The organism is Sphingomonas sp. Leaf339 (assembly GCF_001426195.1).
Classification (GTDB): domain Bacteria; phylum Pseudomonadota; class Alphaproteobacteria; order Sphingomonadales; family Sphingomonadaceae; genus Sphingomonas.
Window position 1 is genome coordinate 71,205 of record NZ_LMRS01000002.1, and the last position, 23,075, is coordinate 94,279.

Sequence of the window (23,075 nt, forward strand, 5' to 3'; positions counted from 1 at the left end):
GGCAGCGAACGTCGGGAGAGACAAAGATGGCGGCTGCGATCAACAAGGTCGTCATCGTCGGTGGTGGCACCGCCGGCTGGATGGCGGCGGCGCTTATTGCCCGCGTGATCGGTGAGCAGGTGTCGGTCGAGCTGGTCGAATCGGACGATATCGGCATCATCGGCGTCGGCGAGGCGACCATTCCGCCGATCCAGCACGTCAACGCGGTGCTGGGCATCGACGAGGCCGAGTTCCTGCGGGAAACGAAGGCCACGATCAAACTGGCGATCCGGTTCGACAACTGGGGTGCGATCGGCGAATCCTATTATCACACGTTCGGCAGCGCGGGTCGCAACCTAGCGTTCTGTTCGTTCCACCATTTTTGGACGCGTGCGCGGCGGGCAGGAATGGCCGTCGATTACTGGGATTTCGACCTCAACTATCTGTGCGCGCGCGAGGGGAAGTTCGCCAAGATGCAGGGCGACGATCCGACGTGGTCGCTGCCCTATGCCTATCATTTCGACTCCTTGCTCTATGGCAAATACCTGCGGCGCTACAGCGAACGGCTGGGCGTGGTCCGGACCGAGGGGCTGATCGAGCATGCCGATCGCGATCCTGAGACGGGCGACGTCACGTCGCTCACCTTGCGGGACGGCCGTCAGGTGGCCGGCGATCTATTCATCGACTGCTCTGGATCGCGTGGGTTGCTGATCCAGCGACATCTGAATGTCGGTTATGAGGATTGGGGCCATTGGCTGCCCTGCGACCGGGCGATGGCGGTGCCGTCCGCCCGGTTCGCGCAGACGGCGCCCTATACAAGATCGATCGCGCACGAGGCGGGATGGCAATGGCGCATCCCGTTGCAGCACCGCAACGGCAATGGTCTGGTCTATAGCAGCCGGCATTGCAGCGATGATCGGGCGGCATCGATCCTGCTCGGCAACCTCGACGGCGAAGCGCTGGACGAACTGCGGATCATCCCCTTCCGCACCGGTCGCGCGCGGCGGCAATGGGACCACAACGTCGTCGCGGTCGGGCTGGCGAGCGGGTTTCTGGAGCCGCTGGAATCGACCAGCATCTATCTGATCCAGTCGGCGATCGTCCGGCTGCTCCATCTGTTTCCGCGCGACGGCATCGATGACCGCGTGGTGGCCGAATATAACCGCCAGTCGCAGATCGAATACGAGACGGTGCGCGACTTCATCATCCTGCATTATCACGCCACCCGGCGCGACGATTCCGCCTTCTGGCGCGATCTGCGCGCGATGCCGGTGCCGGATCGGCTGGCCGCGAAGATCGATCTGTTCCGGCGCAGCGGCATCCTGACGCAGGACCCGCTCGACATCTTCATGGAGCCGTCCTGGGTGCAGGTGCTGATGGGACAGGGCATCGTTCCCGCCGATCATCATCCGCTGGCCGATGGACCCGACAACGACGAACTGGCGGCGCAGTTACGCCAGCTGGCGGCGATGAAGCGCGAGCCGGTGCCCACCATGCCGCTTCACGATACGTTCCTGAAGGCCTTCGGCGGTCAGGCCGGGTGATGCCACCGCGGCGCATCGTGATACTGGGCGGTGGCACCGCGGGCTGGATCACCGCCAATCTAATGGCGAAGGCGTGGCTGGCGCCCGGATCGGGCTGCACCATCACGCTGGTCGAAGCGCCGGACATCGCGACGATCGGCGTCGGCGAAGGATCGACGCCCTCGCTGAAACGGTTCTTCGAGGTCATCGGCGTCGCGGAGCGCGACTGGATGCCGCGGTGTCAGGCGACGTACAAGGTCGGCATCCGCTTCGATGGCTGGAGCCCGCAGGCGCCGGGGCGGGATTACAGCCATCCGTTCACCACGCAGGTGGATGTCCACACCGAAGAGGCGTTCATCCTCAATTGCCGCAACCGGCGACTGGGGCATGACGTGCCGGTGCGCCCCGACGACTTCCTGCTGGGCGGTATCCTGGCGGCAGAGGGCAAGGCGCCGGTCACCCCGCCCCATTTCCCGTTCCGCATGGAATATGGCTATCATTTCGACGCAGGCCTGCTCGGCGATTTCCTGCGCGAGATCGCGGTCGGGCGCGGCGTGGTCCACCGGCCGGCGCATGTGGTCGGTGCGCGGCGGGCGGAGAACGGCGACATCGCCGCGCTGGTCACCGATACGGGCGGGGAGATCGCGGCGGACATCTTTGTCGATTGCAGCGGCTTTGCCGGATTGTTGATGGAGCGGGCGCTAGGCGTGCCGTTCCACAGCTATGCGTCGATGCTGTTCAACGATGCCGCCGTGGTGATGCCGACCGCGATGGACCGGCCGCCGCCGGTCGAAACTGTATCGACTGCGCTGTCGACCGGCTGGTGCTGGACGATCCCGCTGCGCCACCGGTTCGGCAATGGATATGTCTATAGCCGCGATTTCCTGTCCGCAGATGCGGCGGAGGCCGAATTGCGGGGCCATCTGGGCGTCGGCGATATGGGCGAGGCGCGACATCTGACCTTTCGGGTTGGACAACTGGCGCGGCATTGGGAGCGCAATTGTCTGGCGGTCGGCCTGTCGCAGGGCTTCATCGAGCCGCTGGAGGCGACCGCGCTGCATCTGGTGCTGAACACCGTCGAGCTGTTCATCAATCACTACGAACAGGGCGATTTCACCGATCGCCATCGGCCGGCGTTCAACGATGCGATCACCGCCCGGATCGACGGCGTGCGCGATTACATCGTCGCGCATTACAAGCTGAACACGCGGACTGACACGGATTACTGGCGCCGGAATGCGGCCAACATGACGCTGCCGGACTCGCTGCTGCACCTGCTCGACACATGGTTCCGCAAGGGCAATCTGGGTGCAGAGCTGGCCCGACAGGGACACGCCAGCCAGTTCGGCAATCTGTCGTGGCATTGCCTGCTGGCCGGATACGGCGCCTTTCCCCCGGTCAGCGAAGCCGCCCGCGACGATGTCGACTTCTTCGCGGAACGCCGCATCGCCGCTTTCCTGGAGGGCTGCGCGCTGAATTTCAAATCGCAGGCGGAGATACTGGCGGGGGGTTAGCGTCCGCGCCAGGGACTGCCGGTCTTGGGGACGGATGCGACGCCGGTCGTACCCTTGCCGTCGAGGCGATCGAACGCGGCGAAGGGCAGCGGGTCATCACCGGCGTCCTCATCGGTCACGCGTGTCAGCAGCAGCGCGATATCGGCGGCCTCTGACGAGCGCGTGATGCGGTGCGCGACATCACGGACCAGGCCGACTTCCCACCCGGCATCGGTCGCGAATGCCAGCTTGTGGCCGGACGACGGCAAGACGTCGAAATCATAATCGCCCTTCTCGACGGCCGCTTCCCAGCTTGCGCCGACATAGATCCTGACCAGCATCGTTCCTGTCCCTGCCTCTCGCCGCCGCGATCGTGCGCGCGGCTGTCGTCGCTCCCTTAATCCGCTTGGCCGACGGATCGAACAGCAATCTTTCGCCGTGGCTGGCGGACATTGGCGGACGATGCGGGCAGCGGTAATCTGGCCCCATGCAGGAAATGACCCTTAGCATCGCCGGCCTCGATTTCCCGAATACCGACGGTGGCAATCGGCGATCGGAGGCGATGATGACGCTGCCCGGCGATCCCGTCACGCTGATGACAGAACCCCGCAACCGCCATGATCGCAACGCGGTCGCGATCGTCGCCGCGAGCGGGATGAAGCTGGGCTATGTCAGTGCCGAACGCGCGCCGTATATCGGCGGCCGGATCCACCGCGGCGAGGAGGTGGTGGCGATCTTTCAGGGCATGCACGGCGGTGGCGCCTATATCCGCGTCCGTTTCGGCGGCGGCCAGCCGACCCTGCCACCCGCCGCCGCCCCGTCGTATTCCTCGACGCGCGACGAGACGGACGGCTTCTATCCCGATGAAGAGGGGCCGGTATGGGGTGCATGACCCATTCCGACAATTATCAGCGTCAGATAGGCGATGCGGATCGCCCCGATACCGTGGTACGTTCAGCCATCATGACAACGACGCGTCGCCGAACATTTCTCTCCATGCCGACCGGATGGAGGCTGGCCCAGTATGCCGCCTTGGCCGCCTGCGCGTACCCCGCCACCGTACTGGCACAGGTCGCGCCATCGGTCGTTGCGCCGCCGGTCATCACGCCCCCCGCCCCCATGGTGCAAGCGGTGACACCACTGCCGGTCGTCCTGCCGCAGTTGAGCGCCGCGCAGGCGACCCGGCTCGCCAGCCTGATCGCCAAGGATGCCGTCGCGCAAGGACTGGTGGACGTAGCGCCCATGGCGGAACTGGATAATGACCGGCTGGTCCGCGCCGCGCTCGACCACGCTCATGCGGTTCACGCAGGGCGGCTGGCGGAAGCGGATTTCCAGCGGGACTGGGCGATGCGGCCGGTGGCTTATGACCCATTGCCGGCGTTTCGCGATGCGGTGGAGCGCGATCGCCTGTCCGCCTGGGTCGCGTCGCTGCCGCCGCCCTATGCCGGGTACGACACGCTGGTAACCGGCCTTGCCCGTTACCGGTCGATCGCGGCAGAGGGCGGCTGGGCGCCGATCGCGGCCGATCCGGGTCTGGTGTTCGGCGCCAGCGGGTCACGCGTGACGGCACTGCGCAAGCGGATCGCGATCGAGGACCCGCAACTGACGGTGACCGGCGACCGGTTCGACACCGCGCTGCTTGAGGCGGTGCGCCGGGCGCAGCGTCGCTATGGCCTCAATCCAACGGGGACGGTCGGCGCGCTGACGATCGCCGCGCTGAACACGCCGGTCGAGGCGCGCATCCGCCAGATCAAGGCGAACATGGAACGCTGGCGCTGGTTGCCAACCGAGCTGGAGCGGAACCGTGTGCAGGTGAATATCGCCGCGGCGGTGCTGACGCTGTTCGATGGTGATTCGCCTATCATGTCGATGAAGGCGGTGACCGGCCGCCCCGGTGACGAGACGCCGATGCTGGTGTCGCAAATCCACAGCATCGTGCTGAACCCGCCGTGGAACGTGCCGTCGTCGATCGCGACGCGTGAGTTGTGGCCGAAGGAAAAGGCCAATCCCGGCTATCTGGCGCGCAACGGCTTTCGCGTCATCGACAATGGCGATGGCAGCAGGCGATTGCAGCAATCCTCGGAACGTAGTGCGCTGGGCCGGTTCAAGTTCGATTTCGCCAATCCGTTTGCGGTGTACCTGCATGACACACCCGCCCAGGCCGGGTTCGCGCGGTTCGACCGGCTGGCGAGCCATGGCTGTGTCCGGCTGGAAAAGCCGGCCGAACTGGCGCACCAGTTGATGAGCACGACACCGGCTTGGCCCGCGGAATCGATCGACGCGACCGTCGCAGCGGGCAAGACGGTGCGCGCGCAGTTGGCCGCGCCCGTGGCGGTGTACCTGTTATACTGGACCGCGTTCGCCAATGCGGGCGGGCAGGTCAGCTTTCGCGACGACCCCTATCGCTGGGACGGAACGCTCGCGAGCAAGATCGAGGCGCGATCCGCGCATGAAGCGCTGGCCGCCCGCTGAGGAAAGACGATGATGAACCGCAAGACCATCCTGACAATCGCGGCGGCCCTGTTGACCGTGACAACTACGGCCTGTTCGCGATCGTCGGACGACGATGTCGCGCCGGTTGAGAATTACACCGGCGTCACCGATCTACCGGCGGAACAACCCACCGAAGCCGTGTCAGAGGCGTCCGCCCCGGAGCCGGCCCCCGCCAATATGGCGGACGCCAACATGATGGCCGACGTACCACCGGAAGCCGCGCCGGCGCCCGACGAACAGATGATGGACGACGCCTCCGCCACCGGCATGACCGCTCGTGCGTCGCGTGATGCGCCGGTCGCCGACGACACCGGACCGGTCGAACAAGTGGAGAAGAAGTAGGCGCGACCGCCCTCTTACTTCCTTTCTTCGATGTTCGAAACGACACCGCGTCTTGTCGTTGCGCGGCGATATCCCTACCCCTCTCGGTAATACCATTCTGATACCGGAGATCGGCCATGAAGCAACGCCATTCCCTGTCGGGGGCCGACCTGTTCTCGATGACGATGCTGGGTCTGACCGCGATTGCGTCGAATCCGGCAATGGCCGAACCGGTCACGCGGCCGGCCATTTTCCCGGGCCCGGTTTCAGTTGTCCTCGGCGGCGATGCCATCACGCTTGGCCGGTCGGTCGTGTTAATCGCGGCGCCGGGGACGGATGCGGAGACGCTGGCTCAGGTTCGACGCATTCTTGGGATGGCTGGAGTCGAGCGGATCGATGTCGCATCGCGTCTGCCCGCAAAACTGGACCGGCCGCATATCGTGATCGGCACCGGCGACGCACGGATCGTCCGCGATGCGCTGACCCGCAGCAAGGCGCCGCAAGATGGGCACCGGGAGGGCTATACCCTCGCCACGGTTGCGGCGGGTGCGGGCAGCCTCGTCACGCTGGCCGGGCATGATGCCGATGGCCTGTTCCATGCCGTGCAGACGCTGCGCCAGTTGGCCGAGCACACCGCGATTCCGGCGCTGGTCATTCAGGATCATCCCGCGATGGCCATGCGCGGCACGATCGAGGGGTTCTATGGCGCGCCGTGGTCGATGGCGGATCGCGCGAAGCATCTGGATTTCCTCGCCAGGACCAAGGCCAATACGTATATCTACAGCCCCAAGGACGATCCTTATGCGCGCGATCGCTGGCGCGAGGCGTATCCTGCCGCGACGCTGACCGCGCTGGGCGCGCTGGCAGCGACGGCGAAGCGAAACCATGTCGATTTTGTCTATGCGATCTCGCCAGGGCCATCGGTTTGCTTCTCCGATCCGGCCGATGCGCAGGCGCTGATGCGCAAGTTCGATGCGATGCGCGCGCTCGGCATCCGCAGCTTCTATGTCGCGCTCGACGATATCGAATACACCAAGTGGAATTGCGAGCGCGACAAGACGACCTTCGGCGCATCGGGCGCGGAGGCCGCCGGGATCGCGCAATCCTATCTGCTGAACATCGTACAGGCCGATCTCGTCGCCCGGCACGACGCGTCGTCCGCGCTCATCATGGTGCCGACCGAATATTACGACGCGAAGGAAAGCCCCTACAAGGCCGCGTTGCGCAAGCATCTCGACCCCCGGATCGTCGTGCAATGGACCGGCACCGACGTCGTGCCACCGGCCATCTCGGTGCCGGATGCACGCGCGGCGACCAAGGCGTTCGGTCGCAAGACATTGTTGTGGGACAATTATCCGGTCAACGATTACGCGACCTCGACCGGGCGACTGTTGATGGCCCCCTATGCACGGCGGGAGGCAGGACTGTCTGCCGAACTGGCCGGCATCGTGTCGAACCCGATGAATCAGGAAGCGCCTAGCCGTGTCGCGGTGATGGGCGTGACGGCGTTCGCCTGGAACGACAAGGATTACGACGCCGACCTGACCTGGCATGCCGCCGCGCGCGATCTGGCGTGGGGCGACGAACGGGTGACGGCGGCGTTGCTGACATTCTTCGATACGCAGCATCTGGCACCGACCTTTGGCAGCCAGCCATGGCAGGAACAGGCGCCTCGGCTGAAGGCAACGCTGGACCAGGTTCGCGAGGCCATTGCCGAAGGTGACGACAAGGCGCGTGGCGAGGGGATCGCCGAGCTGACCCGCACCGCCGATGCATTCACGGCGGCGCCCGACATCATCCGGGCGGGCGTGGCGGATGCAGGGTTCGCCGAACAGGCCCGCCCATGGCTTGATGCGATGCAGCGCTGGGGCCGGGCGTTGCAATTGACCGCCGCCGGGCTTGCCGCCGCCGATCAGGGCAGTGCTGCGGCGCCGCGATTCTTCGCGGATGCGTCGAGGCTCGCTGCCGAGGCCGCCGCAATCCGGTCGATCCCCGGCGCGACGCGCTTCGATGGGCCGATCAAGATCGCCGACGGCGTGCTCGACCGGTTCGTCGCCGATGCGCCGACGCTGATCGCGGTCAGCGCACCGACGACGGGTCCGACGCCCGCACCGTGACGGTCCGGCTGGCGCGGCGGCCATCGGGGGTACGGGTGCGCAGCTCTATCGTCCCCGTTGCCGCGACCGGGCCGGCATAACGCTGCCATGCGCCGCCGACCGACCGGTATTCGATCGGCGTGCCCGGAAATTCGCTGTTCGCTTCCAGCCGCCCAGCCGTGATGCGCGCGCCCGGCGGCGCCAAACGATAGGCCACGCCGGCCTTGTCCAGCGTGCGTAGCTGCACGCCCACCCGGCCGGCGAAATCGCGCCATCCCGTCAACAGCGCCGCCCGATCTACGCGTCGATCGCCCAGCGCATAGGATTGGCCCGCGACATAGGATGGCTCCCACTCCTCGCGCGCCCAGCCGCGTTCGGCAAGAGCGAGCAGGCGGGGGAACAGCATGTAATCGACCTGATCGTCACGACGCACGGTTTCGCTCCACAATTGCGCCTGGAGGCCGATGATCGACCGGCCGGGATCGATTGGCACCGTATCGGGGACCGGCGTCGGCCGCGCGAAATTATCGGGGATCAGCGCGCCGTTGGCGGGCAGGTTGCCGGGCATGAAACCGAACGCCTGAAACGCATCGATCCCGCGCGTCGCCCAGTCATAACCGGTTTCGTCCGGGTCGGCGGCATAGGGCATGTCGAAATAGCCGGCATCGGGGATCGACAGCACGACCTGCCAGCCGCGATTGGCCTGCCCGTGCGCCTCGGCGACGCCACCGGTGTGCAGGCCGCCCCAGATATTGGTCTGGACGTTGGCGGGCATATGCGCGGGATCGGTGTGGCCCATGCCATCGCTCCACCCGGCCACGCGGATGCCCCGCTTCGCCAGATCGCCGGCGACCCGTTCGATGAATAATGCGCCGAGCTTTCCGACGGGGAGATTCTTTTGCGCCAGCATCGCCTTGCACACCGGCGATCCGGTCCACGCCCCGGCGGTTTCGTCGGCGCCGATGTGATAGGTCGTCAACGGCGCACCGGCCGCCCGGTGCAGCGCCGCGACCCCGTCGATGACGGTGTCGAGGAAACGATAGGTGCTGTCGAGACAGACGTTCAGCGTATTGTCGTCGTAATTCTGGATGCTGAGATAGCGCGTCGTATCCGCCGGATCGACCAGCCGGTATCGCTCCGCTCCGGCCCGATCGCCTGCCTTCATCAGGCGATCGTAGCGGACCTCCATCGACCGGATTGCCGCGCGCGAATGGCCGGGCATGTCGAACGACGGGATCACCACGATCTGCCGCGACTTCGCCGCGCGCAGGATATCGATGTAATCGCGCGCGGTCAGATAGCCGTTGGTCGGCGCGGTGCGGGCGGGGTTGGCGCCAAGCTGCGGCGATAGGCACGTCGCCTCGGTCAGGTCGGCACAGCGATAACCGCCGATTTCGGTTAGTTCGGGCAGGCCGGTGATTTCCAGCCGCCAGCCCTCGTCATCGCCCAGATGGAGGTGCAGCCGGTTGAGTTTATAGGCCGCCATTTGGTCGATCAGCTTCAGCAGTTCCGCCTTGCTGTGGAAATTGCGCGCGACATCGACCAGCAGGCCGCGAAAGCCGAAGCGGGGCGCGTCCTCCACGATAAGTGGCCGCAGCGTCGTCCCCTCCGCCGCGATCTGTTGCGCCAGCGATCGCAGCGCGTGTGATGCGCCCGCCGCGTCCGCCGCGTCTATCGCGATCGCGCCGTCGCCGATCATCAGCCGATAGCCTTCCGCCGCCAGCCCCGACCGTCGCCGGATCGTGAGCGGCACCCGCCCCTGCCCCGGCGGCAGGGTGGCGAGCGCGGCGGCGATATCGTCGCGGGCGATCTCGGAGGTCGTGACGCGCAGCCCACCCGCCAGATCGACCGGCGGCCCCACCGGGCGCGAGGCGCGCATCGGCGTCGGCAGGATTGCGACATCGACCGGCGTCGCGGCACCGCGCGCGGCATAGAGCGCGAACGCTCGTTCCGGCGTGCGCCACACGGTCCTGTCCTCGGCCGTGCCACCGGCCAGCGCGGCTTCGTCGGTCATCGGCGCGACGAACGGCAGCTTCTCCCGTCCGGTATCGGGATCGGTACCCGGCCGCGTCGCGGCGATGACGCGCGGGGCAAGGCCGGGCGCGACCAGCATCGCGTTCGGCATGGCATGATTGCGCGAGAAATACGCACCTACGCCCGTTACCTTGACGTGGTAGACCTGTCCCCCCCGCAGAGTTTGCCCCGGTTTCAGCGCCAGTGCGTTGACGTCGCCTTTGACCTGACGCCCGTCGAACACGTCGCTCGACACGGCGAGGACGCGATTGACGAAGCCGTAGCGGATTTCGATCGGCGCGTTGATCGGGGCGTCGGCCGGCACGGTGATGGCGATGTCAGAGTCGAAACACCGCGCGGCGCCGGCCGGGCAGGCGGCCGGACGATTGGCGACGATCGTGAATCGGTAGCCGATCGTCGCGGCCAGACGGTCGAGCCGGGCCTGCGTCATCGCGGGCGAGGCTGGCTGCTGACCCGTAGCGCCGCCGGCGATCAAGGCCAGCGGGGCGGCCCAATATTTCTTCATGCCGCGCATCCTGTACCCGATCTCGCCACCCGACAACCGGACGATGGCGGACCATTCGATAACCAATCCGCTTTCGCAATGCCATCGTCGGGGGCTTCGGTACGTGGCGGATGCTGACCCGGTGGATCGACAGTACAACTGGGTGGTTGAGCGCCCATGTCCCATCCCCTGCCTGCCGCGCTGTCATCCTGGTCCGAAGCTCCGCGTGTTCGGCCGATCAACGATGCCACCGTTCGGCCGGAGGGCCGGTATGTACTGTGCTGGCTCCAACAGGCGCTCCGGGCGCGCGACAATCCGGTGATCGATGCGGCGATCCGGCTGGCCAACGATCTGGGCCTGCCGGTGCTGGTTTATCATGGCCTGCGCGAGGATTACCCCTACGCGTCCGACCGTTTTCATCGCTTCATTCTGGGAGCGAGCAGTGATCTGGCACACGAATGCCGGGAACGGGGCATCGCGTGCGTCCAGCATGTCGACCGGGCGGATCGGCGCGAAAAGGGCCTCGTTTATCGGCTCGCGGCCGACAGCGCGGCGGTGATGGTCGAGGATCAGCCGACCTTCGTCGCGCGCTGGCAATCGGAACGGGTAGCGGGGAAAATCGATCGTGCGGCGCTGGCGGTCAATGCAGCCTGCCTGGTGCCGCCGGCCATATTGGGTGACGATATCGGATCGACCACGGCGTTCCGGCGGCGGCATCAGCCGTTGCGCCGCGATTGGCTCTTGGCGGAGGATTTGAAGCCGATGGTCGCCGCGTATGATGGGCCCTTGCCCTTCATATCCGACCGTCTCGACGCCTGTTCCGACGCCGATCTCGATCGTTTCGTCGCGTCGGCGGCGATCGACCATGCGTTGCCGCTGAGCCCGATGCTTCCTGCCGGTCGCGAGGGTGCATTGGTGATGTTGGAGCGGATGATGGACGAGGTGTTGCCTACCTATGCCACCACCCGCAACGATGCGACTCAGACGATCGGCGCCAGCATGCTGTCGCCCTATTTGCATTTCGGGGTGATCGGCCCGCGCGAAGTGATGGCGGCGGTAGAGGCGGCGATCGCCCCAGTCGCCGGCAAGGAGAAGTTCGCGGACGAACTGCTGACATGGCGCGAGTGGTTTCATTATCAGGCGCGCGCCCTGCCCGCCCCCGAACGATATGACCGCATTAGCGAATGGGCGCGCGAGACGCTCGCCGCGCATGCCGGCGATCCGCGCCCGGAGGTCGAGACGCTGGATACCCTGCTCCATGGCGAAACCCGTGACGAAACGTGGAACGCGTGCCAGCGCCAGTTCCTGATCGAAGGCTGGATGCACAACAATCTGCGCATGTACTGGGCCAAGCGTATCATCGCGATGACGCCCGATCCGGAAACCGCGTGGGCGACCGCCTGTTACCTCAACGACCGCCTTAGCCTCGATGGCCGCGATCCATCGACCTATGGCAATATCGCCGCCTCGTTCGGCGGCGGCGCGCCCGGGCGCGACGGGTCGGCGGTTTATGGCAAGGTGCCGACCCGGTCCGATGGATCGACCCGCCATCGACCCGATGGACCAGCATGGCTCGCCGCCGCGGCGACGCGACCGCGCCCTACGCTGGCGGTGCCGGACAAACTGCCGACGACGCTTTACCTGTATGGCGAGCCATTGATCTGATCGGCCGCTAGAACCACGCGATCACACTCAGTGCGACACCAATCGCCGCGCATCCGCCGGCACCCCATAACAACCACCGGCGCCGCGTCAGCGCGCTGATCGAGGCCAGCGCGATTCCGACCTGGACGAAGGTCATCGCGATCGACAGTTTGACGTGGGGGCGCAGTGCGTCCCGCGATTCGCTGTCCGCCTGTTCGGAACGACGGTCAAAGTCCTCCGCCGTCGTCCGAAGCGCCCGTGCCCGCGTCGCATAAGTCGCGGCGGCCGCCGCATCATCGGCGGTCGGCATCGGCGCGAGTCGCGCAACGGCGTCGGCCAGATGGCGCTTCATGTCCTCCGCCTGATAATAGGACCAGTTGTCGGATGCGCGCGCCTTCATCAGCACCGCCTCATTCTTGTAGTAGAGCGCATCGTTCTGGGTATGCCCGCCCAGGAAACTGATGATCGCACCGAGCGTGGCAAGGACAGCGGAGAACAGCGCGATCTTTTGGCCGAGCGGTTCGCCATGCGCCGACCGTTCCTCGATCTCGTCGTCGTGCCGGCCACGGACCTCATACTCGTCTTCGGGCATGGCCGACTTACCGGTCGTAGCGGCGGATCAGGGCGCGGCGCAGGATTCGGTCCTCGATCGAGAAATACAGCGCGATCATCTGTCCCTCCATCACGGTCGACGCGGCAAAGGCGATGTCGGTCGCGGCCCGGTCGACCGCCGGTGGCGGCACCAGCATCGGCTCCAGCCCGCGTCCCGTGACCCGCGTGAACTGCGGATCGAAGCTGACCCAGCCGATCCGCCAGCGCGCATCATGCGTGGCGCCGTTATAGAACATCACCGGGTCCTGCCCGGCGGCGGAGACGATCGGCCCGGTCGACAGGTGCCAGTTATCCCAGCTGTCGTCGCGGATGCCGAAGGGGTCGGGCTGGACGGTCCACGGTCCCTGCGCGGTCAGGCCGGCGGCCATGCCGATCCGCGACGCGCCATCGGCGGCGTATTCGTAGAACAACCGCCATTCGCCCGCCGGCGTCCGCGCCAGCGTCGCTTCCTTGATATTGCCTTCGCCGGGCGGCGCCTTCAGCACGACCTCGCACTTGGTCAGGTCGCCCAAGTCCGGTCCGCTGGCGAGGATCATCGCGCCCTGAGACCGCGTGGCGTCGACGCCGGTGTAATAGACGAGATATCGATGCGCGCCCGCCTCGTCGCCGGGTGCGACCAAGACGACCGTAGGGTCTTCGCAACCGCCGACATCGTCGGCCCCCGGCCCCGGCGTGATCGCCAGTCGCGGATCGACCGTGAAGGTCAGCCCGTCTTCACTTGCACAGACCGCGATGATGCCGGTCGGATCGTGCGGCCCCAGTGGATTCGGCACGGCGCGGACCATCATCCGGTAACCGCCATCCTCCTGCCACACGAACGGGCTCATCAGGTCCATGCCGTCGATCGCCGAGCCGGACGCGAGCTGGACGGTGTCGAGCTGTTCCACCGCGAAGGTCGTCATCGCTCAGGCCCCTTGCGCGACGGTCAGCGACAGCGCGCCGTCGATGGTAACGGTGGTGCCCGTAATGTAGTCTGCACCGGGCGAGAGCAGGAACGCGACCAGCGTTGCGACCTCGTCCGGCCGACCGGCGCGGCCCGCCGGAATGTTCGCCTCCAGCTTGGCACGATAGCCGGGATCGTCGACCGCCTGTTCGTTCATCGGCGTCAGGATCATGCCGGGCGCGACGCCGTTCACCGCGATGCCCTTCGGCGCCAGTTCGAGCGCCAGCGTCGCGGTCAGTTGCGACAGGCCGCCCTTGGCCGAATCATAATCGACGCCACCCGCACGCGGGGCGCGTTCATGGATCGACGAGATGTTGACGATCCGCCCTTTCATCTCCTTACCTGCCAGCGCGCGGACGAACCGGCGGCAGGTCAGGAATGGCCCATACAGGTCGGATCGGATCACTCGGTCAAACTGGGTCAATTCCATGTCGACGATATGAACGCCGCTCATGTTCAGCCCGGCGGAATTGACCAGCCATGTCACGGTGCCGAACCGCGCCTCGACCGTGTCGAACAAGCGGCGGACCGCTGCCTCGTCTGCGACATCGGTCTGTACCGCGATCGCCCGGTCGTTGCTGATCGAGGCGCATATCTTCGCCGCGGCGTCGGCATCGTGAAAATAGGTGATGGCGACCCTGGCCCCGGCCGCCGCGAGCGCGATGGCACAGGCCGCCCCGATGCCCGATTCTCCGCCTGTAACAATTGCGACTGCGCCGTCGGCCATGATCGGCCTCCCTGGAATGTTGATCCTATCCATCGGCTTTGGATCAACACCGATGACGGGCGTCTGTCAGCGACATGTCTTGCGGTTCATGAGAGGCTGCGGCGCGGCACCACCAAGCCGGTCAGCGGACGTAGATGGGATTGCCGATCAACCAGTGACGTCCATCCGGGCGGAGGACATCGACGCGGAACCATCGCCGCACCCCTTGTCGCAGGTCGAGCGACACATCCGCCATCCCGCCCGCGATGCCGGTGGTCGCCAACCGTTCGCCGTCCACGGTCAGGGCGATTTTCCCGCCGGCCACGCCCTCGACATGCGCCATCGCGGTGATCGCGCTTTTTCCGGCGGGCAATGTCGATCCCATCGACGCCGTCGTGTTGCCGCGCCGCGCGGTCATGTCCAGCACGCGCCCACGGCCTTCGTCGAGATCGACGAACGCCCGCCCCGATCGCAGTCCCCTCAGGATCGCGCCCTGCGACAGGTCGTCGGCATGGACCACGGTGGCGAGGCTGCCGATCGCCGCCTGCGGTCCGATCGGCGAGTTGCCGCGATACTGGATCGCGTCATGATTGTCCGACCCCGCCACCCCGACCAGCCGGTAGCCGCGATTGAGCAGCGCCTCCCAGTAGCGCACCTGTTTCGCGATGGCCGCCTCGCGATCACCGGGCGTCTCGATCGTGCTGCCGCCGTTGACGACCTCGATCGCATCGACGTTCGCATAATCGGTGTCGCGCGGCGCCCAGCCGCAGCCCAGACAATCCTCGCCAGTCGGTCGCGATGGATGGTTGATCGTCAGGAACCCACCCGTGGCATGGGCGCTGGCGAGCATCGTGTTCACCGATTCCGCCCCCGGTCGGCCGATATCGGTTTCGAGCGCGCCCATATAGCCGAGCAGATTGGCATGGCCGTCCCGCGTCGTCAGTTCGCGCCCCGGCATCAGCAGCAACGTATCGAAATGCGGCTGCAGATAGCCCATGTCGATGAAGTGCGAGGTCACGTTGTGATCGGTCAGTGCCAAGAAATCGAGCTTGTGCGCCGCCGCTTCCTGAAAGGTGTAGAAGGGCGGGCATCCGGCCTCGCGCCCCGCATAGCTGCGGCACCGGGCATCGCTCTGGCCGCTATGGCTGTGCAGGTCGCCGCGATACCAGCCGGGTCCGGCGCGGATCGGTTTGGGAACGAAGGCGACCTCATCCAGATTCGATGCCTTCGAGAACCAGATACGGGCTGACCATTTCGCGCTGTCGCCGGTCCGAATAGCAGGCACCGTCATCATCAGCCGCCACGGTCCCGCGGGAATGGGCCCCGGCAGGAACGACGGCGTGGCGAAAGCGTCACCGATCGCGAAGGCATATTTGGTGCCGCCGCCCCAGCCACGGAAACGCTGCGGGTCGGCGACCCCCAGCGTGATCGTGACGCCACGATCGCGACCCTCATAGGTGAAAACAACCCTCACCAGCGCGGTACCGGCCGGCACCGAGAACGGCAGATCGCGCGTGGTCGCGCGATCGACGTCGTGGATGACCCCCTGCAGCGTCACGTCCGCCGGACGCTCCGCTGTAGCGACAACCGGCGCCGCGAACGACGCCAGCCATAGCAACAGAATCCACCGCACCGTTCCTGAACCGACAATCATCGCTGTCCCACCCGTGATCCCATTGCCCCTTGTCGGCGCAATGTTACGATCGTGCGATGGGCCGGCCGGTCCGGCGGCCGGTCTACTCCAGATCGCTCTCGTCGATCACGACGGTCGCGGCCGGGCGCTTGGCCGCCACTTCTTCGCAGACATCGAGGATTTCGTCGCTGAACCGCTCGAACATCTCGACGGCATCGTCTTCGGGTTCGTCGCCGCTGAGTTCCTTCAGCACGGCATATTTGACCGCAAACTCGACCTCTTCGCCGTCGATCTCGGCAGTAAACTCAATCTGCCGCGCGACATCGTTGTCGGTGACGCTGGCATGGTCAATCTGAACATGGCTGGCCATGATAATCATCTCCCGGTTGGCCGGCGGTCCTGCCCAACCCCGACTCAAGGCGCAAGCGCAACTATGCGTTCGGCAGGCGCTTCCACCGGATTTGTGCGCCCGCCTCCAAAGGAATAAATTCGGCGATCTTAGCCATCCAGCGCTCCCCTGATGGATTGAGGCACCGAAGGCTGTGGCTACACCAAATGATGGAACTACGTGTCGGTGCTTGACGGCCACGGACCGCGATCAAGGGGCTGGTTCTGACTGGACAGTCACGACGACCTTGCCCTTCGCCCGGCCGCTATCGACATAGGCAACCGCCTCATTCAGGGCATCGAAGGCGTAGCTGCGGTCCACCACCGGTCGGATCGTGCCGTCTTCGATCAACTGGCCCAACCGGGCGAGCTGACCGCCATCGGCGTGCATGAACAGGAACGAATAATCGACGCTGACACGCTTCGCCTTGCGACGGATGCCGGCGCTCAATAGCCGCATGACGAGACGCAAGACCGGATTTGAGCCCTGCCCCTTGGCGAAGTTGGGGTCAGGCGGTCCGGAGATCGAGATCAGCTTGCCACCGGGCTTGAGCACCTTAAGCGACTTCTCGAGCGTCTTGGCGTCGAGGCTGTTCAGCACGACGTCGTACCCCGACAGCAGTGTCGAGAAATCCTGCGTTCGATAATCGATGACGATGTCCGCGCCGAGGCTGCGGACGAGATCGGCATTGGCGGCACTGGCCGTCGTCGCCACTGTGGCGCCAAGATGCTTGGCGAGCTGGATTGCGATCGTGCCGACCCCGCCCGACCCGGCATGGATCAGGATCTTTTGGCCCCGCTTCAATCCGGCACGGTCGATCAGCGCCTGCCATGCCGTCAGCCCGACAAGGGGAATGGACGCGGCCTCCGCCATCGAAACGTTATCAGGCTTGGGCGCCAGATCGGCTTCGTTGACCGCGATCCGCTGGGCAAAGGTGCCGATATGCCCGTCGCGTGGGCGGGCATAGACGGCATCGCCGATCTGGAAGCGGCGGACATCCGCACCGACTGCTATGACGATCCCGGCGAGGTCATGACCCAGGATCAGGGGTGGCTTGTACGGCAGAATGGGCTTGAACGCGCCGTCGCGAATCTTGCCATCGAGTTGATTGATCGCGGTTGCGTGGATGTCGATCAACACCTCGTCGGACGCGATCACGGGGTCGGGCAAATCGGCAAGTCTCAGGCTTCGCCCCTTGCCATAGGAATCGAGGACGAACGCCTTCATCCGACGGACTCCGCGATCGGATAATCGGTGTATCCCTTGGCCCCGCCGCCATACAGCGTCTGCGGATCAACCTGCGCGAGCGCCACGCCCTTCTTCATCCGCGCGACCAGATCGGGGTTCGCGATGAACGGGCGACCAAAGGCGATCAGATCTGCTTTGCCGTTGGTCAGGTGCTTTTCCGCCAAAGTCTGATCGAAGCCATTGTTGGCGATGTATGCACCGCGGAAGCGGGTGCGCAGCGCATCATAGTCGAACGGCGCGACATCGCGCGGCCCGCCCGTCGCGCCCTCTACAACATGGATATAAGCGATGCCGAGCGCATCGAGCTTTTCGACGATGTGTTCGAACAAGGGCTGCGGATCGCTGGTCTCGATGCCGTTCGCCGGCGACACGGGCGACAGGCGGACGCCGGTACGCTCTGGCCCGACCGCGTTGGCGACCGCTTCCGTTACCTCGATCATCAGGCGCGCGCGGTTTTCGATCGAGCCGCCATAGATATCGGTGCGGTGGTTTGCGCCGTCCTTGGCAAACTGGTCGAGCAGATACCCATTGGCGCCGTGCACCTCGACCCCGTCGAACCCCGCCTCGATTGCATTGGCGGCCGCCCGCCGGAAGTCGTCGATGATGCCTGGCAACTCGTCGAGGTTTAGCGCGCGCGGCTCGGACACGTCGACAAAGCCGTTGTTGACGACCGTCTTCGTCTCCGCGCGAATGGCCGAGGGGGCAACCGGCGCCGCGCCATCTTTCTGCAGATCAACATGACTGACGCGACCGACATGCCACAGTTGCAGGTAGATCTTGCCGCCCTGGGTATGCACGGCGTCGGTGATCTTTCGCCAGCCCTCGACCTGCGCGGCGGTGTAGATGCCCGGCGTATCCTGATAGCCCTGCCCCTGCTGCGACACCTGCGACGCCTCGGTAATGATGAGGCCGGTCGAGGCGCGCTGGCCATAATATTCCGCCATCAGGTCGGTCGGCACCATCCCGGCGCCGGCGCGATTGCGGGTCAGCGGCGCCATGACCAGCCGGTTGGCGAGCGTGACCGGCCCGAGATCGAAGGACGAGAAGAGGCTGGATTCGGACATCGTCGAAATCTTTCCTGCAAAAGGATGAATGGGAGGTCAGGCGGCGTAGCGTGCCGCCGCCCTGGTTTCACCGAAGCCCGGCAGCATCGCTCCCCGGGCATTCTGGAACGCGGCCCATAGATCGGCATCGTGCAGGGACGGGATCGTGACACCTTCCCGTGCGTCGAACCCGGCAAGCGCGGCATCCACCATCTCACCGACATCCATCATCGGCGGCAGAGATGCCTCGTCCGCACCCGCCCGTGCCCATAATTCGGTGCGCGTGGCGGCGGGCAACACCGCCTGGACAAAGACGCCCCTCGGACCCAGCTCGGCCGCCAGTCCCTGCGATAGAAACAGCACGAACGCCTTGGTCGCGCCATAGATCGTCATGCCGAATTCCGGCGCCAGCCCGACGACGGAGCCGATGTTGATGATCGCCCCCTCGCCCCGCTTGGTCAGCCGCGGCGCGACCGCGCTGGCGAGCCGCGCCACCGACGTGGTGTTGAGCGCAATCAACTGATCGATCGCGTCCGTCGATTGATCGACGAAACTGCCGCCAAGTCCGGCACCGGCGTTGTTGACGAGGATGCCGATGCGATCGTCGTCACGCAAACGCGTCTCGACGAGGCTGAGTTGATCGGGACTGGTCAGGTCGACTTTGACGACATCGACCGCGACACCGGTTTCGCTTTGCAACCGGGACGCCAGCGCCTGAAGCCGTGCCTCGTCGCGGGCCACGAGGACGAGGTCGTGCCCTCGTCGTGCAAAGCGATCGGCATAGGTCGCACCGATGCCCGTCGAGGCGCCAGTGATAAGAACGGCAGGTTTGGTCATCGGATTGCCCTTTCGGCATAAATCATTATATTAATGACAGTCATCATGAATGCTTAATGTGATAGCCATCATGAAACGTCAACGGGCATCCGGAGATTTCTTCAATGAAGGTCAGTCGTGAGCAGATGGGGGAAAACCGTCGTCGCATCCTGCACGAGGCCAGCCGGTTGTTCCGCGATCGCGGCTTTGCGGCCGTCACGGTCGCCGATGTGATGAAGGCGGCGGGGCAGACACATGGCGGCTTCTATGGCCATTTTGCCTCCAAGGACGATCTGATCGCCGCAACCGTCGCCGACACGCTGGCGGGCGAGGGTTCGACGATGACCGATATCGAAGCATGGACTGATGCCTATCTGTCACCGCTCCATCGCGAGAATCCGGAACAGGGATGCCCGATGGCGAGCCTTGCCGGATTGATGCGCCACCAGACGCCCGAGGCAAGGGCCGCCATGGCACGCGGGCTAAATGCGCATCTCAGTCGCTTTGCACAGGAGCTACCTGGCGATGACGACGCAGACCGGCGGCGCTCCGCGATCGGTCGATGGGCGGCGATGGTCGGCGCCGTCGTCCTTGCCCGCGCGGTCGACGACACCGCACTGTCGGACGAACTGCTGCGCGAAACCCGGGCATGGATCGGAACGACGCAGCCTGACGAACTCAACCACCAGGACGAGGATGCTCGCATATGAACGTGTTGATCGACCATGCCGAACTCGATGGCCATGATCAGCTGGCGGCCCTGATGGCGGCCAATCGTCATCCCCCGATCGGCGAGACGCTGGAATTTGCGTTGGTCGAACTGGAGCGCGGTCGCGTGGTGTTCGAGGGTTCGCCGTCGCGCAAGGTCTTCAATCCGATCGGATCGGTGCATGGCGGCTATGCCGCGACGCTGCTCGACAGCGCCTGCGGCTGTGCCATCCATTCGAGTTTGCCGGCAGGACAGGGCTATACGACGCTCGAACTCAAGATCTCGTATCACCGGGCGCTGAGCGACACGAGTGGACCGGTCAGGGCGGAAGGCAAGATCGTCTCGCTGGGCCGCCGGGTCGGCTTTTCAGAGGCCCGACTGGTCGATGCCAAGGGCCGGCTATGCGCTTCGGCGACATCGACGCTGCTGGTATTCCCGCTCGAAGTCGCTGCCCGCGGGTGATCGAGTGCTCTGTTCCGGGCAACCGCTGCCCTAAATCGGCAACGTCGCCAGGAACTCTGCCGGGCGGGCACTGAACAGCACCAGATCGCCGTGGTGCGCGCGGAAAATCTGGCGGGCCAGGGCCAAACCGACGCCGCTTCCCTCTGCCTTGGTGGTGAAGAACGGTTGGAAAATCGCGCCCGTGTTCGCATCGAGGATACCGGGTCCATCGTCGCCGACCATGAATTCGACACCGCCGGCCGTTGGCCGGATGTCCAGCGAGACGGTGACCGCCACTTCGGCCGCGTTCTGCAGTAGCGCCCAGATTGCAGCGGTCAGTTGATCGGCATCAGCCCGCACGGTTGCGGGGGCTGCGCGAAGGTCGCAGCTCAGGGTCGCGGCGGGCCACCGGGTATCGAACAACCGGGCGATATCGGCGACGAGCGGCGCGAGCTGGACGGGCGCGAGCGTGGGCACGGGCAGCCGCGCCATCGACCGGTAAGCATCGACGAAGCGGTGCAATGCCTCCGCCCGTCGCGCCACCGTTTCCACCGCGTCGTGGACGGCCGCATGCGCGGCATCGCCGTCCACGAGCATCTGCGCGGCCGTACGCGCGAGCGATGCGATCGGGGTCAGCGTGTTGGTGATCTCGTGGCTGAGCACCTGCAACAGATCGCGCAGCGCCTGCGCCTCGACGGCCTTCATCTCACTGTCGATGTCGATCAGTGCCGCCACGCGAGTGGCCATCTCGCTACCCGTTAAATCGGTGGTGAGAATGGCGAAGCTATGCGTACCTCTCTCGGTATCGATCCGTACCGAGGCGGCCCGGCCCGGCACGGCGGCACCGATCGCGTCGATCAGTGCGGACGGTGGATGAGTAACGAGATCATCGGCACCAAGCAGCCGTCGCGCGGCGCGATTGACCGCGTGCAACCGGTCGCGCGCATCGAGCGCGACGAGCGGCGCGGGCGACAGGTCTAGATACGCCGCCAGCCGCCGCCGCTCGCGCGCGTCGTCACCGACCGGGATGGGAGACGGCGGTGGAGGCGAGGCCCGGCGCCGCGCGACGTGATGCGCCGCCGCCCCGATCCACAGCGCAGCGATCACCGCCAGCGTGGCCGTCGCATAGAGGCCATTTACCCAGCCGAGCGCCGCGACAATCCCCGCCGCAAACAACGCACCCGCACGGACGAGGGCGCGCGCGTTAGAGCCCATGCTTATCCATCCGCCGGTAGAGCGCGGCACGGGTCAGGCCCAGTTCGGCGGCGGCACGGCTGACGTTAAAGGCGTGACGTTGCAGCGCGGCGGCTACCATGGCCTTTTCGCCCCGCGCGAGATTCAGGTCGGCGATGGCGCGCGGTACGGGATCGTCGATGTCCACCGAAAGCGCGAAATCGGCGATTTCATGGAATGCGCCCGTCCCGAGCAACACCGCGCGTTCGCACGCCTGACGCAGGCCGCGCACGTCATCCGGCCAGCGATCGGCGGCGATCGCGCGTGCGGCCTCGTCGCCGATCGGTTTCGCCGGCCGGGCGTAGCGGGCGGCGAACAGATCAAGAAAATGCCGCGCCAGCCTCACCGCATCGTCGCCGCGATCGCGCAACGGCGGCAGGTCGATCTCAATCGTGTTGATCCGGTATAGCAGATCATCGATCAACACGGCACGCAGGGCGGCGCGGTCGAGCCGGCTGGTCGCGATGATCCGCGTCGTGCCGAACCCACGCGCCCACTCGGCCTGTGCCGCACGCGGGATCGCATCGACGTCCTCGATCACCAGCGTGCCGTCTGCGGGCAGATCGGGAATGGTGCCGCCGCCATCCACCGTCACCACCGGGCCGCCGCGTCGCGCCGCGGCGAGCAACGCCCGCGCAACGAGGCTCTTGCCCGATCCGGCGGGACCACGGATCAGCGCTGCCGCATCCGTCGGCGCAACTTGGGCGACGAGATTGCGGATGCGGACGATGCTTGGGTCTTCACCCAACAGGAGCCCACCGTCGCCCCCGACCGGCGCCGGGGCGACCGCGCGCTTGGCGCGTGCCAGATCGATCGCGCGCTGCGTCGTGGCGAGCAGACGTTCGTTACTCCACGGTTTGATGACGAAGTCGCTCGCCCCTTCTCGCATCGCGCGCACCGCCACGGCGATGCCGCTATGGCCGGTGACGACCACCACCACCGCGTCACCATCTGCCGCGATCAACCGTTCGAGCATCGCGAAGCCTTCGTCGCCACTGGTCCGCCCCCGCGCGAAATTCAGGTCGAGCAGGATCGCGTCGAAGCGCCGCTCGGCCAGTTTTACCCACGCCACGTCTGGATCGCCCGCCCCGGTCACGGCAATGCCATGGCGGTTCAACAGCAACGCCGCCGCCTTCACGATGTCGGGATCGTCGTCGATCACCAGCACCTGAGGTGATTGGGTTGACATGGAGATGCACCTGTTCGGAATCGGACAGTGGCTTATGCCAGCGGACA

Annotated in this window: 21 protein-coding genes; 9 read left to right on the forward strand and 12 right to left on the reverse strand. The window is 65.9% G+C overall.

Features of this window, described 5'->3' with window-relative positions; translation table 11 throughout:
• Nucleotides 1-26 precede the first annotated feature (26 nt).
• Entirely contained in the window at nt 27-1,523 is a 1,497-nt protein-coding gene (locus ASG67_RS05585; protein WP_056526761.1) for a tryptophan halogenase family protein, read from the forward strand.
• Nucleotides 1,523-3,016 carry a tryptophan halogenase family protein gene (locus tag ASG67_RS05590; RefSeq protein WP_056526856.1) on the forward strand — a complete coding sequence of 498 codons (1,494 nt, stop codon included), beginning with the start codon at nt 1,523-1,525 and terminating at the stop codon, nt 3,014-3,016. Before ASG67_RS05585 ends, ASG67_RS05590 begins: the two co-directional genes overlap by 1 nt.
• Here ASG67_RS05590 and ASG67_RS05595 read toward each other — a convergent pair.
• Nucleotides 3,013-3,336, reverse strand: coding sequence for a hypothetical protein (locus tag ASG67_RS05595; RefSeq protein ID WP_056526763.1), 324 nt, complete (start codon nt 3,334-3,336; stop codon nt 3,013-3,015). The two genes, ASG67_RS05590 and ASG67_RS05595, sit on opposite strands and share 4 nt — an antisense overlap.
• A gap of 155 nt (nt 3,337-3,491) precedes the next feature.
• Here ASG67_RS05595 and ASG67_RS05600 point away from each other — a divergent pair, with 155 nt between their 5' ends.
• From ASG67_RS05600 to ASG67_RS05615, 4 genes are all read left to right on the forward strand, one after another.
• Nucleotides 3,492-3,887, forward strand: coding sequence for an HIRAN domain-containing protein (locus tag ASG67_RS05600; protein WP_235535063.1), 396 nt, complete (start codon nt 3,492-3,494; stop codon nt 3,885-3,887).
• A gap of 104 nt (nt 3,888-3,991) precedes the next feature.
• Nucleotides 3,992-5,467, forward strand: a complete 1,476-nt coding sequence (locus tag ASG67_RS05605; protein WP_056526858.1) for a L,D-transpeptidase family protein — start codon at nt 3,992-3,994, stop codon at nt 5,465-5,467.
• A gap of 12 nt (nt 5,468-5,479) precedes the next feature.
• Nucleotides 5,480-5,830: a hypothetical protein gene (locus ASG67_RS05610; RefSeq protein WP_056526768.1), complete on the forward strand. Its 351-nt coding sequence runs from the start codon at nt 5,480-5,482 to the stop codon at nt 5,828-5,830.
• A 116-nt stretch (nt 5,831-5,946) separates the two neighbouring features.
• Entirely contained in the window at nt 5,947-7,926 is a 1,980-nt protein-coding gene (locus ASG67_RS05615) for a beta-N-acetylhexosaminidase family protein (RefSeq protein WP_056526772.1), read from the forward strand.
• Here the strand turns inward: ASG67_RS05615 and ASG67_RS05620 are convergent.
• Nucleotides 7,889-10,444, reverse strand: a complete 2,556-nt coding sequence (locus ASG67_RS05620; RefSeq protein ID WP_235535064.1) for a family 20 glycosylhydrolase — start codon at nt 10,442-10,444, stop codon at nt 7,889-7,891. The two genes, ASG67_RS05615 and ASG67_RS05620, sit on opposite strands and share 38 nt — an antisense overlap.
• 156 nt (nt 10,445-10,600) lie before the next feature.
• Here ASG67_RS05620 and ASG67_RS05625 point away from each other — a divergent pair, with 156 nt between their 5' ends.
• On the forward strand, nt 10,601-12,088 hold the full coding sequence (locus ASG67_RS05625; RefSeq protein ID WP_056526775.1) for a deoxyribodipyrimidine photo-lyase: 1,488 nt from the start codon (nt 10,601-10,603) through the stop codon (nt 12,086-12,088).
• 7 nt (nt 12,089-12,095) lie between these two features.
• Here ASG67_RS05625 and ASG67_RS05630 read toward each other — a convergent pair whose 3' ends face one another.
• The 8 genes from ASG67_RS05630 to ASG67_RS05665 form a co-directional block, all read right to left on the reverse strand.
• Nucleotides 12,096-12,659, reverse strand: coding sequence for a DUF4337 domain-containing protein (locus ASG67_RS05630; RefSeq protein ID WP_056526778.1), 564 nt, complete (start codon nt 12,657-12,659; stop codon nt 12,096-12,098).
• A 7-nt stretch (nt 12,660-12,666) separates the two neighbouring features.
• Entirely contained in the window at nt 12,667-13,581 is a 915-nt protein-coding gene (locus ASG67_RS05635; protein ID WP_056526780.1) for a hypothetical protein, read from the reverse strand.
• A 3-nt stretch (nt 13,582-13,584) separates the two neighbouring features.
• Nucleotides 13,585-14,349, reverse strand: coding sequence for a glucose 1-dehydrogenase (locus tag ASG67_RS05640; protein ID WP_056526783.1), 765 nt, complete (start codon nt 14,347-14,349; stop codon nt 13,585-13,587).
• A 121-nt stretch (nt 14,350-14,470) separates the two neighbouring features.
• Nucleotides 14,471-15,982, reverse strand: a complete 1,512-nt coding sequence (locus ASG67_RS05645; RefSeq protein WP_056526785.1) for a CehA/McbA family metallohydrolase — start codon at nt 15,980-15,982, stop codon at nt 14,471-14,473.
• Nucleotides 15,983-16,064: 82 nt separating this feature from the next.
• Nucleotides 16,065-16,331, reverse strand: a complete 267-nt coding sequence (locus ASG67_RS05650; protein WP_233151110.1) for a DUF1488 family protein — start codon at nt 16,329-16,331, stop codon at nt 16,065-16,067.
• A gap of 228 nt (nt 16,332-16,559) precedes the next feature.
• Nucleotides 16,560-17,576: an NADP-dependent oxidoreductase gene (locus tag ASG67_RS05655; RefSeq protein ID WP_056526788.1), complete on the reverse strand. Its 1,017-nt coding sequence runs from the start codon at nt 17,574-17,576 to the stop codon at nt 16,560-16,562.
• The gene (locus ASG67_RS05660) at nt 17,573-18,661 is read right to left on the reverse strand and encodes an alkene reductase (RefSeq protein ID WP_056526791.1); all 1,089 of its coding nucleotides are present in this window, start codon (nt 18,659-18,661) and stop codon (nt 17,573-17,575) included. The genes ASG67_RS05655 and ASG67_RS05660 overlap by 4 nt, the downstream gene beginning before the upstream one ends.
• 36 nt (nt 18,662-18,697) lie before the next feature.
• Nucleotides 18,698-19,477 carry an SDR family NAD(P)-dependent oxidoreductase gene (locus tag ASG67_RS05665; RefSeq protein ID WP_056526794.1) on the reverse strand — a complete coding sequence of 260 codons (780 nt, stop codon included), beginning with the start codon at nt 19,475-19,477 and terminating at the stop codon, nt 18,698-18,700.
• A 104-nt stretch (nt 19,478-19,581) separates the two neighbouring features.
• Between ASG67_RS05665 and ASG67_RS05670 the strand changes: the two genes are divergently transcribed.
• The gene (locus tag ASG67_RS05670; protein WP_056526797.1) at nt 19,582-20,166 is read left to right on the forward strand and encodes a TetR/AcrR family transcriptional regulator; all 585 of its coding nucleotides are present in this window, start codon (nt 19,582-19,584) and stop codon (nt 20,164-20,166) included.
• Nucleotides 20,163-20,627, forward strand: coding sequence for a PaaI family thioesterase (locus ASG67_RS05675; protein ID WP_056526799.1), 465 nt, complete (start codon nt 20,163-20,165; stop codon nt 20,625-20,627). The genes ASG67_RS05670 and ASG67_RS05675 overlap by 4 nt, the downstream gene beginning before the upstream one ends.
• A gap of 30 nt (nt 20,628-20,657) precedes the next feature.
• Here the strand turns inward: ASG67_RS05675 and ASG67_RS05680 are convergent, their stop codons facing one another.
• A complete protein-coding gene (locus ASG67_RS05680) occupies nt 20,658-21,821 on the reverse strand; it encodes a sensor histidine kinase (protein WP_056526801.1) in 1,164 nt (387 codons plus the stop codon).
• Nucleotides 21,811-23,028: a sigma-54-dependent transcriptional regulator gene (locus ASG67_RS05685; RefSeq protein WP_056526803.1), complete on the reverse strand. Its 1,218-nt coding sequence runs from the start codon at nt 23,026-23,028 to the stop codon at nt 21,811-21,813. Before ASG67_RS05685 ends, ASG67_RS05680 begins: the two co-directional genes overlap by 11 nt.
• Nucleotides 23,029-23,075: the final 47 nt, after the last annotated feature.

Coding starts and splice junctions, on each gene's coding strand:
- ASG67_RS05590 (WP_056526856.1), top strand. CDS start 1,523: ATGCCACCGCGGCGCATCGTGATACTGGGCGGTGGCACCGCGGGCTGG.
- ASG67_RS05640 (WP_056526783.1), bottom strand. CDS start 14,349: ATGGCCGACGGCGCAGTCGCAATTGTTACAGGCGGAGAATCGGGCATC.
- ASG67_RS05660 (WP_056526791.1), bottom strand. CDS start 18,661: ATGTCCGAATCCAGCCTCTTCTCGTCCTTCGATCTCGGGCCGGTCACG.
- ASG67_RS05620 (WP_235535064.1), bottom strand. CDS start 10,444: ATGAAGAAATATTGGGCCGCCCCGCTGGCCTTGATCGCCGGCGGCGCT.
- ASG67_RS05645 (WP_056526785.1), bottom strand. CDS start 15,982: ATGATTGTCGGTTCAGGAACGGTGCGGTGGATTCTGTTGCTATGGCTG.
- ASG67_RS05650 (WP_233151110.1), bottom strand. CDS start 16,331: ATGGCCAGCCATGTTCAGATTGACCATGCCAGCGTCACCGACAACGAT.
- ASG67_RS05670 (WP_056526797.1), top strand. CDS start 19,582: ATGAAGGTCAGTCGTGAGCAGATGGGGGAAAACCGTCGTCGCATCCTG.
- ASG67_RS05630 (WP_056526778.1), bottom strand. CDS start 12,659: ATGCCCGAAGACGAGTATGAGGTCCGTGGCCGGCACGACGACGAGATC.
- ASG67_RS05680 (WP_056526801.1), bottom strand. CDS start 21,821: ATGGGCTCTAACGCGCGCGCCCTCGTCCGTGCGGGTGCGTTGTTTGCG.
- ASG67_RS05585 (WP_056526761.1), top strand. CDS start 27: ATGGCGGCTGCGATCAACAAGGTCGTCATCGTCGGTGGTGGCACCGCC.
- ASG67_RS05675 (WP_056526799.1), top strand. CDS start 20,163: ATGAACGTGTTGATCGACCATGCCGAACTCGATGGCCATGATCAGCTG.
- ASG67_RS05665 (WP_056526794.1), bottom strand. CDS start 19,477: ATGACCAAACCTGCCGTTCTTATCACTGGCGCCTCGACGGGCATCGGT.
- ASG67_RS05595 (WP_056526763.1), bottom strand. CDS start 3,336: ATGCTGGTCAGGATCTATGTCGGCGCAAGCTGGGAAGCGGCCGTCGAG.
- ASG67_RS05625 (WP_056526775.1), top strand. CDS start 10,601: ATGTCCCATCCCCTGCCTGCCGCGCTGTCATCCTGGTCCGAAGCTCCG.
- ASG67_RS05600 (WP_235535063.1), top strand. CDS start 3,492: ATGACCCTTAGCATCGCCGGCCTCGATTTCCCGAATACCGACGGTGGC.
- ASG67_RS05615 (WP_056526772.1), top strand. CDS start 5,947: ATGAAGCAACGCCATTCCCTGTCGGGGGCCGACCTGTTCTCGATGACG.
- ASG67_RS05685 (WP_056526803.1), bottom strand. CDS start 23,028: ATGTCAACCCAATCACCTCAGGTGCTGGTGATCGACGACGATCCCGAC.
- ASG67_RS05610 (WP_056526768.1), top strand. CDS start 5,480: ATGAACCGCAAGACCATCCTGACAATCGCGGCGGCCCTGTTGACCGTG.
- ASG67_RS05635 (WP_056526780.1), bottom strand. CDS start 13,581: ATGACGACCTTCGCGGTGGAACAGCTCGACACCGTCCAGCTCGCGTCC.
- ASG67_RS05655 (WP_056526788.1), bottom strand. CDS start 17,576: ATGAAGGCGTTCGTCCTCGATTCCTATGGCAAGGGGCGAAGCCTGAGA.
- ASG67_RS05605 (WP_056526858.1), top strand. CDS start 3,992: ATGCCGACCGGATGGAGGCTGGCCCAGTATGCCGCCTTGGCCGCCTGC.